Annotated in this window: 9 protein-coding genes; 8 read left to right on the forward strand and 1 reads right to left on the reverse strand. The window is 59.6% G+C overall.

Annotated elements, in window-relative coordinates; translation table 11 throughout:
* The first annotated feature begins 155 nt into the window (after positions 1-155).
* The 6 genes from bioF (at position 156) to ACVWYU_RS03320 (ending at position 6,027) form a co-directional block, all read left to right on the forward strand.
* Complete coding sequence (gene bioF, locus ACVWYU_RS03295) at positions 156-1,334, forward strand: 8-amino-7-oxononanoate synthase (RefSeq protein WP_248916652.1); 1,179 nt, start codon at positions 156-158, stop codon at positions 1,332-1,334.
* Complete coding sequence (locus ACVWYU_RS03300) at positions 1,327-2,058, forward strand: alpha/beta fold hydrolase (protein ID WP_457371883.1); 732 nt, start codon at positions 1,327-1,329, stop codon at positions 2,056-2,058. Before bioF ends, ACVWYU_RS03300 begins: the two co-directional genes overlap by 8 nt.
* A complete protein-coding gene (gene bioC, locus ACVWYU_RS03305) occupies positions 2,051-2,863 on the forward strand; it encodes a malonyl-ACP O-methyltransferase BioC (RefSeq protein ID WP_390957441.1) in 813 nt (270 codons plus the stop codon). Before ACVWYU_RS03300 ends, bioC begins: the two co-directional genes overlap by 8 nt.
* Complete coding sequence (gene bioD, locus ACVWYU_RS03310; protein WP_090325756.1) at positions 2,860-3,540, forward strand: dethiobiotin synthase; 681 nt, start codon at positions 2,860-2,862, stop codon at positions 3,538-3,540. The genes bioC and bioD overlap by 4 nt, the downstream gene beginning before the upstream one ends.
* 107 nt (positions 3,541-3,647) lie before the next feature.
* On the forward strand, positions 3,648-3,944 hold the full coding sequence (locus ACVWYU_RS03315; RefSeq protein ID WP_090325755.1) for a pyrroloquinoline quinone biosynthesis protein PqqE: 297 nt from the start codon (positions 3,648-3,650) through the stop codon (positions 3,942-3,944).
* A 277-nt stretch (positions 3,945-4,221) separates the two neighbouring features.
* The gene (locus tag ACVWYU_RS03320) at positions 4,222-6,027 is read left to right on the forward strand and encodes a phenylacyl-CoA dehydrogenase (RefSeq protein ID WP_457371884.1); all 1,806 of its coding nucleotides are present in this window, start codon (positions 4,222-4,224) and stop codon (positions 6,025-6,027) included.
* 77 nt (positions 6,028-6,104) lie between these two features.
* Here the strand turns inward: ACVWYU_RS03320 and ACVWYU_RS03325 are convergent, their stop codons facing one another.
* Entirely contained in the window at positions 6,105-7,874 is a 1,770-nt protein-coding gene (locus tag ACVWYU_RS03325; RefSeq protein ID WP_457371885.1) for a hypothetical protein, read from the reverse strand.
* A 1,184-nt stretch (positions 7,875-9,058) separates the two neighbouring features.
* On the opposite strand from ACVWYU_RS03325, the gene ACVWYU_RS03330 reads away from it, so the two are divergent.
* Together ACVWYU_RS03330 and ACVWYU_RS03335 are read left to right on the forward strand one after the other, a co-directional pair.
* Entirely contained in the window at positions 9,059-11,146 is a 2,088-nt protein-coding gene (locus ACVWYU_RS03330; protein WP_457371917.1) for a cytochrome-c peroxidase, read from the forward strand.
* Positions 11,147-11,301: 155 nt separating this feature from the next.
* Positions 11,302-12,594 (forward strand): GGDEF domain-containing protein, encoded by a 1,293-nt coding sequence (locus ACVWYU_RS03335; RefSeq protein WP_090325751.1) that lies wholly within the window; start codon positions 11,302-11,304, stop codon positions 12,592-12,594.
* Positions 12,595-12,640 lie beyond the last annotated feature (46 nt).

The following is a 12,640-nucleotide window of genomic DNA, read 5'->3' on the forward strand; positions in this document are numbered from 1 at the left end:
TAGGAGCGAGCCTGTCGAATCGTCGCACCGTCGCGATGGTCGTCAACGATGACACGGGACATCTGATACCCCGCGGCGTCCTAAAGCCCATCGCGAGCAAGCCCGCTCCCACATGGAACTGCGATTGCTTCTGAAACCTGATCCCCGAGGCCTGCATGTCTTTCGATCTCGCCGCACGCCTTGCTGCCCGTCGTGCCGAAAACCTCTACCGCCAGCGCCCGCTGCTTGAGACCCCGCAAGGCCCGCAAGTGGTGGTCGATGGTCAGCCGTTGCTGGCGTTCTGCAACAACGATTACCTGGGCCTGGCCAATCACCCGCAAGTGATCGAAGCCTGGCGCGCTGGCGCGTCGAAGTGGGGCGTCGGTGGCGGGGCCTCGCATTTGGTGATCGGCCACAGTGGCCCGCATCACGCGCTGGAAGAAGCCCTGGCTGACCTGACCGGGCGCCCGCGTGCCTTGCTGTTCACCACCGGTTACATGGCCAACCTCGGCGCGGTGACGGCGCTGGTGGGGCAGGGCGATACGGTGCTCGAAGACCGGCTCAATCACGCATCGTTGTTGGATGCCGGGCTGTTGTCTGGCGCGCGTTTCAATCGCTACCTGCACAACGACGCGGCGAGTCTGGCCAAGCGTCTTGAGAAGGCGACCGGCAATACCCTGGTGGTCACCGATGGCGTGTTCAGCATGGACGGCGACATCGCCGACTTGCCGGCGCTGGCCCGGGAAGCCAAGGCCAAAGGCGCGTGGCTGATGGTCGATGACGCCCATGGTTTCGGTCCTCTGGGGGCCAACGGCGGCGGCATCGTCGAGCATTTCGGCCTGAGCCAGGATGATGTGCCAGTGCTGGTCGGTACCCTCGGCAAGGCGTTCGGCACCGCAGGCGCCTTTGTCGCTGGCAGCGAGGAGCTGATCGAAAGCCTGATCCAGTTCGCCCGCCCTTACATCTACACCACCAGCCAGCCACCGGCCCTGGCCTGCGCCACGCTGAAAAGTCTGGAGCTGCTGCGCAGTGAACATTGGCGACGTGAGCATCTGAAAACGCTGATCAGCCAATTCCGTCGGGGCGCCGAGCAGATCGGCCTGGAGTTGATGGACAGCTTCACGCCGATCCAGCCGATCATGGTGGGCGACGCCGGGCGTGCGGTGCGTCTGTCGCAGATGTTGCGCGAGCGCGGCCTGATGGTGACCGCGATCCGCCCGCCGACCGTGCCCGCCGGCAGCGCCCGTTTGCGCGTGACCCTGACCGCCGCCCATAGCGAGGCGCAGGTGCAGCTATTGTTAGAGGGACTGGCCGATTGTTTTCAGCAACTGGGACCGGAGCCAAGCCATGCGTGATCGACTGATTCTGCTGCCCGGTTGGGGGCTCGGCGTTTCACCGCTGGAACCCTTGGCTGCGGCGTTGCAAGGTCTGGATGAGCACCTGCGTGTCGAGATCGAGCCGTTGCCGGAGCTGGAGTCGAGTGATCTTGAAGAATGGCTCGACGAACTCGATTCGACGGTGCCACAGGATGCCTGGCTTGGCGGTTGGTCACTGGGCGGCATGCTCGCTGGCGAATTGGCGGCGCGTCGCGGTGATCGCTGCTGCGGCTTGCTGACCCTGGCGAGCAACCCGTCCTTTGTCGCCCACGAACACTGGCCCAGTGCGATGCCCGGTGAAACCTTCGATGCGTTTCTGGCGGGCTGTGCAACCGACCCACGCATGACGTTGAAGCGCTTTTCACTGCTCTGTGCGCAAGGCGCCGTAGACCCGCGCGGTTTGTCGCGATTGTTGCTCGGTGGTGCGCCCCATACGGCGGCGCCAGTGTTGATGAGTGGCCTGGAGTTGCTTGCACAACTGGACACCCGGCCAGCGTTGCAAGCATTTCGCGGTCCGCAACTGCATTTGTTCGCCGGCCTCGACGGGCTGGTGCCGGCCGAAGCGGCGGGAGACTTGCTGGCGTTGCTGCCGGATATCGAAATCGGTCTGATTGAACAGGCCAGCCACGCGTTTCTTCTGGAAGACCCCCACGGTGTGGCGGGGGCGATCCAGGCTTTTTTGCATGAGTCCGGTGATGACTGATTTATCCCTTCCCACTCTATCCGGCGGTTTGCCCGACAAGCGCCAGGTAGCCGCTTCCTTCTCCCGTGCAGCGGCGAGCTACGACAGCGTGGCCGAGTTGCAGCGTGACGTCGGCAGCCAATTGCTGCGTCGTTTGCCGGATGATTTCGTGCCGGGGCGCTGGCTGGACATGGGGTGTGGCACCGGGCATTTCAGCCGTGCGCTGGGCGAGCGGTTCCCCACCAGTCACGGCGTGGCGCTGGATATTGCCGAAGGCATGCTCAACCATGCCCGGCCGTTGGGCGGCGCCACGCATTTCATCGCGGGTGATGCCGAGCGTTTGCCGCTGCGAGATTCGACCTGCGACCTGGTCTACTCCAGCCTGGCAGTGCAGTGGTGCGAGGACTTCGCCTCGGTGCTCAGCGAGGCCCGGCGCGTGCTGAAACCGGGCGGTGTTTTCGCATTTGCTAGTCTGTGTGTGGGTACGTTGTTTGAACTGCGTGACAGTTGGCGGCAGGTGGACGGTATGGTCCATGTCAACCGCTTCCGCGAGTTCGCCGTTTATCAACAGCTGTGTGCGGCCAGTGGTTTGCAGGCGCTCAGTCTGGAAACCCGTCCCCATGTTTTGCATTACCCCGATGTGCGCAGCCTGACCCATGAGCTCAAGGCGCTGGGGGCGCATAATCTGAACCCTGGTCGGCCGGGCGGTTTGACCGGCCGGGCGCGGATTCTGGGTTTGATCGAGGCTTATGAGCAGTTTCGTCAGGCCCAGGGACTGCCGGCGACTTATCAGGTGGTGTACGCCGTTTTGGAGAAACCCTTATGAGCGCAGCCTATTTCATCACCGGCACCGACACCGATGTCGGCAAGACCACGGTGGCCGCCGGGTTGCTGCATGCGGCGCGTTCGGCGGGCCTGAGTACGGCGGCGGGCAAGCCGGTCGCTTCCGGTTGCGAGGTTACGCCCAAGGGCTTGCGTAATGCCGATGCGCTGGCGCTGCTGGCGGAATGTTCACTGCCGTTGACTTATGCACAGGTCAACCCGGTGGCGTTCGAGCCGGCCATCGCTCCGCACCTGGCTGCCCGTGAGGCGGGCGTTGCTTTGACGGTGCAGTCCTTGTTGGCGCCGATGCGGCAGATTCTCGATATGCAGGCCGATTTCACCCTGATCGAAGGCGCCGGCGGTTGGCGCGTTCCGTTGGCGGACCAGGCCAATCTGTCCGATCTGGCGATGGCGCTGGACCTGCCGGTGATTCTGGTGGTCGGTGTGCGCCTGGGTTGCATCAGCCATGCGTTGCTGACCGCCGAGGCGATTGCCCGAGACGGTTTGCAACTGGCAGGCTGGGTGGCCAACATCATCGATCCGAAGACTTCGCGCCTGGAAGAAAACCTGGCCACCCTCGCCGAACGAATTCCGGCGCCTTGCCTGGGGCGTGTGCCGAAACTCAAGGCGGTGACGGCCGAGGCGGTGGCAGAGCACCTTCAACTGGATCTGCTTGACTAGGCGTTGCCTATGACAAGGCACTGTGCCATTAGTGTTTTTGTCGGGTGTTTTCCCGGCGCCTCTGGTTCAATGCTCACTGTTGATCCTTCGCAGGGACGGTTTCTCCCATGGAAATCTCAGGAAGCACCGCTTTTTACGCCGGTCTGAGCACTATTCAGGCAGGGCAGAACCGTGTCGATCAAGCCGCCGGCCAGATCGCCAACACGACGATCGAGCGTTCGGTGACCAGCCAGTCCTCCGAAGCGCAAGTCGATCGCTTGCTGTCGGTTGATCGCAGTCAGCAATCGGACCTGGCCAGCAACGTGGTCGACATGTCCCAAGGCAAATTTCAGGTGGAGCTTGGGGCGAAAGTCGCCAAGGCATCCGATGAAATGCTCGGTACGCTGATCGATACGTTCGCCTGATTCCCCGCTGAATCGGCCCCCGGAACGCCGCGAACATTCGCGGCGTTTTTCTGCGTAAGTCCTTCTCCCCAAAAATAATCTTTCGATACGGCGCGTTGTTCGGTCAACGGCGTTGCGCACGGCTGCGTCCTGCATACCCGTGAAGTGATGACCAACGGCAAAAGATCGACGCTTGACAAGATTTCGGCGTAAACGTATGTTTCAAACAACTGTTTGACCGTCGCAGCAAATCGACACGGTCGCTCATTCCCGGTTACATCAGCAGAGGTTTATCGCTATGCCTGACTACAAGGCCCCCTTGCGTGATATTCGCTTCGTTCGTGACGAACTGCTCGGCTACGAAGCGCACTATCAGAGCCTTCCGGCTTGCGCAGACGCAACTCCGGATATGGTTGACGCCATTCTCGAAGAAGGCGCCAAGTTTTGTGAGCAGGTGCTGGCTCCGCTGAACCGCGTGGGTGACATCGAAGGCTGCACCTGGAGCGAGTCCGGCGTTAAGACCCCGACCGGTTTCAAAGAAGCCTACAAGCAATTCGTCGAAGGCGGCTGGCCAAGCCTGGCCCACGACATGGAACACGGCGGCCAGGGCCTGCCGGAGTCCCTGGGTCTGGCGGTGAGCGAAATGGTCGGCGAAGCCAACTGGTCGTGGGGCATGTACCCAGGCCTGTCCCATGGCGCGATGAACACCATCTCCGAGCACGGCACTCCAGAGCAGCAGCACGCCTACCTGACCAAGCTGGTGTCCGGCGAATGGACCGGCACCATGTGCCTGACCGAACCGCACTGCGGCACCGACCTGGGCATGCTGCGCACCAAGGCCGAGCCTCAGGCCGACGGTACCTACAAAGTGTCCGGCACCAAGATCTTCATCTCGGCCGGTGAACACGACATGGCCGATAACATCGTCCACATCGTGCTGGCCCGCCTGCCGGATGCACCGGCCGGCACCAAAGGCATCTCGCTGTTCATCGTGCCGAAATTCCTGCCGAACGAAGACGGTTCGATCGGTGCGCGTAACGCGGTGTCCTGTGGTTCCCTGGAACACAAGATGGGCATCCACGGCAACGCCACTTGCGTGATGAACTTCGACGCGGCCACCGGTTTCCTGATCGGCCCGGCGAACAAAGGCCTGAACTGCATGTTCACCTTCATGAACACCGCACGTCTGGGGACCGCGCTGCAAGGTTTGGCCCACGCCGAAATCGGCTTCCAGGGCGGCCTGAAATACGCTCGCGATCGCCTGCAAATGCGCTCGCTGACCGGCCCGAAAGCGCCGGACAAAGCCGCTGACCCGATCATCGTGCACCCTGATGTACGTCGCATGCTGTTGACCATGAAGGCCTTCGCCGAAGGCAACCGTGCGATGGTTTACTTCACCGCCAAGCAAGTCGACATCGTCAAGTACGGCGTAGACGAAGAAGAGAAGAAGAAAGCCGACGCTCTGCTGGCGTTCATGACGCCAATCGCCAAAGCCTTCATGACCGAACTCGGTTTCGAATCGGCCAACCACGGCGTGCAAATCTACGGCGGCCACGGTTTCATCGCCGAGTGGGGCATGGAGCAGAACGTTCGCGACAGCCGCATTTCGATGCTGTACGAAGGCACCACCGGTATCCAGGCACTCGACCTGCTGGGCCGTAAAGTGCTGATGACTCAAGGCGAGGCCCTGAAAGGCTTCACCAAGATCGTCCACAAGTTCTGCCAGAACAACGAAGGCAACGAAGCGGTCAAGGAATTCGTCGCACCGCTGGCTGCACTGAACAAGGAATGGGGTGAGCTGACCATGAAGGTCGGTATGGCCGCCATGAAGGATCGCGAAGAAGTCGGTGCCGCCTCCGTGGACTACCTGATGTACTCCGGTTACGCCTGCCTGGCCTACTTCTGGGCTGACATGGCGCGTCTGGCTGCCGAAAAACTGGCTGCAGGCACCACCGAAGAGGCGTTCTACACCGCCAAGCTGCAGACTGCGCGTTTCTACTTCCAGCGCATCCTGCCGCGTACCCGCACTCACGTGGCAACCATGCTGTCGGGCGCCAATAACCTGATGGACATGAAAGAAGAAGACTTCGCGCTGGGTTACTAAGTCTTAACGCAGTACTTCAAAAAAACGCCGCTTCCTCCCGGAGCGGCGTTTTTTTTTGCGCGGTGGTCAGGCTTTGATCACCAGGGCGTCGGATCCAGGGGGCCTACACCCGTCGGGGTGCTCACGCCTTCGCCGTTACGTATGAATGGCAGGTGCCAGAAGTCGTTAGGCACCACTGGATCGCCAGGCTTGACGCCTTCCGGAAAGATGAACTCAAACACCGGCGCCACATACTGTCCGGCAGTCAGTCCATTGGCGACAGTCGACCTGGCCGCATTCTGGATGCAACTGTCCACAGCGGTCTGGGACAGGCTCTGCTGTGGAACGCAAAGTGACCGCGCCAAGACACGCAAGGTTCGTGTCGGCTGGCTAAGAAGCCCGGCGGGCGCTTTGGTCGCACGTAATCTGGCTCGTTGTGGCTGAGGGCCCGTGTTCTGTGTGGTAATACCCCCCGAGGCTCCCAGGCAACTGGCCGCAAGACCCAGCGCAGGGTTGCATTCACCTGTCATCTCATAGGGTGTAATCCAGCGATTGGTTTGCACACCTGTCGATGGATTGACATCTATCAGATAGATGTCGACCGGGGTCTTGATGTCGGTGGTCGAGGCTTCTAGGAAAATCCGGTCCTGCGTCTCCTGGGCTACTCCGCTGATGGCCGTTGCGGCCGGGTCGGCCGTACCGATGCCAAATTCCCCGATAGCCATGTAGCTGGGCTGTGAACCAGGCTGAGTGTATATCCCGACATTCGCCTCGATCGTGTGCGCAGAGATGAAGTCCGGGGCGCCCGTTGTTGCTGACTTGAACAGGGTACCGGACCAACTGATGAAGTCGCCGACTTCGAAGGGGGCCTGTTGTGTCGGGTCGGGGTCCGTCGACGTGCGTGTAGCATCGCTGAATCTCTTCATGACGTACTGGCTGCAATAAACCTGCCCCACTGCTGGCCCCGAGAGTTCCCCACTGGCCGGAAGCGTGACACCTGCCTGGCTGAAATTGCGGCAGTTGTTGGTCGTGGTCGGGGTGACCACTTTTGGCCGGTTTTTCTGTGGGCAGAGTGCATCGTCCCCGGAAATCGTGCGTGGCACGCACATCGGGTAGCCGGTGGCGGCATGGATGGTCGGGTTGGCATCATCGACGGAGAACCGTGGGTCGGGGCTTTGGGCACGGCCAAAACGTCCGTTCGGATCGTTGATCTGAATAATCGTGGGTTGTTTCGGGTTCCCGCTGTCAACTTCGAGGTTGCCGTTGGTGTAGTCGATCCGGGTGATGAAACCGCTCCCCGCGTTGACTGATTGCTGGGAGACAAAGATCAGCCCGGCAATCTGCTTGTTGGAAACGCTATTGCCTACCACATGAATCTCGAACGAGGGGTAGGCCGCCGCTGATTTTCCGAGCGCCAGGGTTCCACCCCTGACGAAGTCGGCCCAGGTCAGGGTGTTGGCCGGCATCTGCATGATGGTGTTGCAAGGGACAATAATCGTGACGCCGTTCAACTGGACGGTCCCCCCAAAGCGGCCCGGGTCGCTGGTATTGGGGCAATTCGCATTGGTGGTGTCCAGCGTCATGTTCTGGATAAAGCCGGTAACGTCAAACCCGTTAATCGCAGTCGGGTTTGTAAAAACCGGGTCAGGCAGTGTGGGTGTCGAGAACGGCGAGGGCACCCCCGGGGGCTTGGCAGTCCCGCCACCACCGCCAGCACCGTTTTTGGCAAATGCATCTCCACCACCAGCAATGGTCAGCGCGACAGCGACGGCACTGGCAAGCAGGGCATGGCGACTGAAGATGCCGTTGAATCGTTTGTGAGATAGCAGCGGTATGGCGAGCGTTTTTTCGTACAAAGATAAGCTCATGGCTCACTCCAGAATCTTGCAGGACCAATTGCCGGCCAATCGAGATCGCAGATCTGCTGATGCGCTGAATCCTGCGCAAGAAAAACGCAAAGCCGTGAAATTGGGCTCGATCCAGCGGATTGAGTGCCTGTGTACGGTCGACACTTGCCGTTCGGATGCTTTCACCTGCGTTGCGTCGGCCGGTTACGGGCGCAATAGCGAGAGACATTTCCTTGAGCCTGAGGCGTACAAAGCAGTTGTTGTGCCTGTTATGAAATAATTAGACACAAATAGCCGCCGGGGTATTCAGAATGCGGGCCGCGCGGCCAGGGATGGTATCGCGCACGAAGCTACCGAATTAATATTCACCAATATAGGGGGGGATATATACCCAGGTTCGGGAGTGTGCGAAGGGAAGTGTAAGTGCTCGATGGGTTTATTTGATCATGAGTACTAAATGAGAAAAGTTGTCTATATCTATTCCGGGCGGAATGATATTGCAAGAAAAAGTATTGAGGGTGTTAGTCATGAAGTTTTGGTTTGATATTAAATAAATGCCATAGCTCACGCGGTGCAACGTGCGCACAAATGGAATAGTGGTAATTAAAATTGTTCCTCCCTATAACGTGTCTTTTTGATAATCGCTGTAGTAAATACACGATTTCCCTATGCTGTACGAATTAGCAATTACTCTGCCAGTTTGCCAAAAAAGCGTGGAAAGCCTGATTTTCTCCAGTAAGCGCTGGGCTATTGAAAGTGTCGCTGGTTGCCGGGGACCGACTGTTGGGGAATAACACCCAGTAATGGGGGGGAATTCCACCGGTATTCATTGCTGTAGGGAGTTACGGGTGTTGTGGTGTCTTTTTGGCAATTGCTATCCGAGGAGGGTAAGTAAAAAATATTTTTGTTTTCTGTTGAAATCTTTTGTTACAGCTACAGTTGGGTTAAGCGCCCTCGGAGGTGCGACGGAGTAATGTTTTAATCAAGCCTGAGCCAAGAGAGTACTTTGCCTGTTACGTCTTGCCGTGTCTTGCCAACTTTTGCATTGGTTTGGCCGTGGGTGCGAGCAGCAGGATTCATGGCGATTAGTTCCTCTCGCAACAGGACAATCACGGAGCCCGGCTACTCCGTGCTGAATCGAGAATGTCATCATGGTTAAGTACTTGAGGGTCTTTCGAACTCCTTGCCTGGCCCGTGTGACGGCGATGATGCTTTTCGCCACTGGCCTACCCGTCATGAACGTTTGGGCTGCAGATCCGATTGAGGTCGTTCCGACCGTGCCGGATGTGCCCAGCCTGCAGTCGCTGCGCGGCCTGACGCCACCCGATCCTTCGGGAACCGAAGGCGGGCGTAAAGTCGACCTGATGACCGACTACGTGCTCAATCGCTCGGCGGCAGTGCTACTGGGCAAAGCACTGTTCTGGGATATGGAGATCGGCAGCGACGGTTCCACCGCTTGCGCGTCCTGCCATTTCCACGCGGGTGCCGATCACCGCACCACCAACCAGATCAACCCGGGCCAGGCAAACACCAACGCAAACGTCTCGTCGATCTTCAACAAACCGTTCATTGCTTCGGACATTCCAGGTGATGTGCCGAGTTACACCACCAAATCCGGAGGCAAGGGCGGCCCGAACTACCTGCTGAAGAAAAACGACTTTCCGACCCATGTGCTGGCGGACCCTCTGAATCGCGATTCGGCGATTGTCTATTCGACTGACGATGTGATTGGTTCCCAGGGTGTATTCGACGCCAACTTCGTCAAGCCTCATCAGGCACGTTTCGACAAATGCATCCAGCAACCGGACGGCATCTTCCAGGTGGGCGGCATCAATGTGCGTCGCAGTACCGGGCGCAACGCACCCACCGTTATCAATGCCGCGTTCAACGTGCGCAACTTCTGGGATGGTCGGGCCAATAACGTCTTCAATGGCTTCTCTCCATTCGGCAATCGCGACCCTGACGCCGGGATTTTCGTGACCAGCGATGGCAGTGGCGTGGCAACCAAGGTCAAGCTGGCGCTCAAAGATGCTTCGGCCGCCTCGCAAGCAGTCGGGCCACCCGGCAGCCCTGTGGAAATGTCCTGTGGTGGGCGTACCTTCGCTGACATCGGCCGGCGCATGCTCGACACCTTGATGCTCAAGCAGCAACGGATCTCGTCCACCGACTCGGTACTCGGGCCAGTGTCCGGTGCCCGTCGGCCGACCTACCGTGAACTGATCAAGAACGCGTTCCAGCCACGCTTGTGGAACGCCACCCAGCAAGTCTCACTGGGCGGCGCGCCATACACCCAGATGGAGGCGAATTTCCCGCTGTTCTTCGGCCTGGCGATTCAGATGTACGAGTCCACGCTGATCTCGGATCAGGCTCCGCTGGATGCCTATTTGCAGGGTGATCACACGGCCATGAATAACCAGCAGGTCCAGGGCATGAACCTGTTTTTGGGCAAGGGCAAGTGCGTCAATTGCCATGGTGGTGCGGAGTTGACCAACGCCGGCAGCCGGTTGCTCTTCCATCCCCGTGAGCGTATCGAGCGGATGGTCATGGCCGACAACCTGACTACGCTCTATGACAACGGGTTCTACAACACCGGGGTGCGTCCAACCTCGGAAGACCTGGCGCTCGGTGGCTCGGATGCCTGGGGTAACCCGTTATCTTTCACCCGTGAGTACAACACCGTGCTTAAGGGGGGCCAGATACCTGACCCGCTGGATGTCGATGTGTGCGCCTTCGAAGCGCGTTTGAGCCCGGCAATCCCCTGTGATGCGACGCTCAAGCCTGAAGTCGGTTTCCGCGATGCGGTCGATGGCGCCTTCAAGACGCCGACCTTGCGTAACATCGCGTTGACCGGGCCGTACTTCCACAACGGCAGTCGCGCAACACTGCAACAGGTCATGGAGTTCTATAACCGCGGTGGTGACCGGCGTGGGGAGGATGCCAGCAACACCAGTGGCTTCGAACACCCGGCAGTCAATCAGCACAATGGCTCAAACCTCGATCCGGACATGACCCGGTTGAACCTCACCCCGGATGAAGTGGATGCGCTGGTCAAGTTCATGGAAGTCGGGCTAACCGACCCCAGGGTCGCGTGGGAACGGGCACCGTTTGACCATCCGTCGCTGGTGCTGCCGCAGGGTGCAAAGGGTGATGAAAACTCCGTCGGTCAAAAACCGGCCAGTCCGAAGATCACTACCCGGCAGGCGCAGGACGCCGAGATTCTGCTCAAACCGGTCGGTGCCGAAGGTCGCGCAGCTCTGGAAGGGCCCCTGCAACCGTTCAACAACGACTTGTAATCGTATTTCTCCTTGCGTCACTGGCGGCCCGTTCGTCGCCTGTGACGCTGTTTTTTTAAAAAATACCTCAGTAATTCACTCAGCAATCCGGGGGTTCTGCCGTTACAGTAGTGGGCACATTGCCATCTATTGATTTGACGGTCGGAGTTTTACCCTTGCCGCGTCCTTCCGCTGTACGCTTCAGTCATTTCCTGCCTTCATTACTGCTGTTGCTGGCGGGGCTTGCGGCGGCTTACGTCAAGGATCTGAACGTCTTCTTCACCTCGCTGTTCAACGTGCTGCCCACCCTGGTGCTGCTGCTCGGAGGGGCTTACTGCGCGGTTTATCGACGTCAGCGTGAGCTTTTTCTGATGGTCACGGTGTACATCGCCTACTTCCTGCTCGACACCCAGACCGACTACTACCGCGACAACGGCAAGGTGCGCGATGACGCGGCCGTGGTCTTCCACTTGTGTTGCTTGCTGCTGCCGTTGCTGTTTGGCGTGTTCGCCGCCTGGCAGGAGCGCACGCACCTGTTCCAGGACATGGTGGCGCGCTTCGCCGTGTTGCTGGCAGTGGGCAGCGTCGCGTTGGGGCTGGAGCAAAGCTACCCGCATGCGCTGCTGATCTGGCTGTCGGAGATCCGCTGGCCGGCACTGCACGGTGCCTGGATGAGCCTGATCCAGTTGTCGTATCCGGTGTTCATCGGTTCGTTCCTGCTGCTGGCGTATCAGTACTGGCGCAATCCGCGACCGCTGCACGCTGCACAACTGGTCGGCCTGCTCGGGCTGTTCTGGATGTTGCCCAAGACATTCATCCTGCCGTTTACCCTGAACATCATGTGCAGCCAGGTGATGCTGATGATCGCCGCCGCCGTTGCGCATGAGGCCTATCAGATGGCGTTCCGGGATGAGCTCACCGGTCTGCCGGGGCGCCGTGCCTTGAACGAACGCATGCAGCGGCTGGGCCGCAACTACGTGCTGGCCATGAGCGACGTCGATCATTTCAAGAAATTCAACGACACCCATGGTCACGACGTCGGCGATCAGGTGCTGCGACTGGTCGCCAGCAAGCTGTCGAAAATCGGCGGGGGCGGCAAGGCGTACCGTTATGGCGGTGAGGAGTTTGCCCTGGTGTTTGCCGGCAAGACGCTTGAAGAGTGCATGCCGCACCTGGAAGTCATCCGCGAATCCATCGCCACCTACAACATTCACCTGCGTAACCAGGACAGCCGTCCGCAGGATGACAGCCAGGGGCGTCAACGTCGTTCCGGTACCCATGCTTCGAGTGTGTCTGTCACGGTGAGCATCGGCGTCGCCGAACGCATTGAACAACGCACCCCGGAAGAAGTGCTCAAGTCTGCGGACCAGGCGCTCTACAGCGCCAAGGGCGCCGGCCGTAACTGCGTCATGGCATTCGGTCAGACGCGTCGTGGCGCGGTGCGTATGGAGGCCGCCACGGTTGAGTGATGATGGCGCATTCAGCGTCTGGACTGTGATTGTGAGGGGCGGTCGG

This window comes from Pseudomonas sp. TE12234, assembly GCF_054061835.1.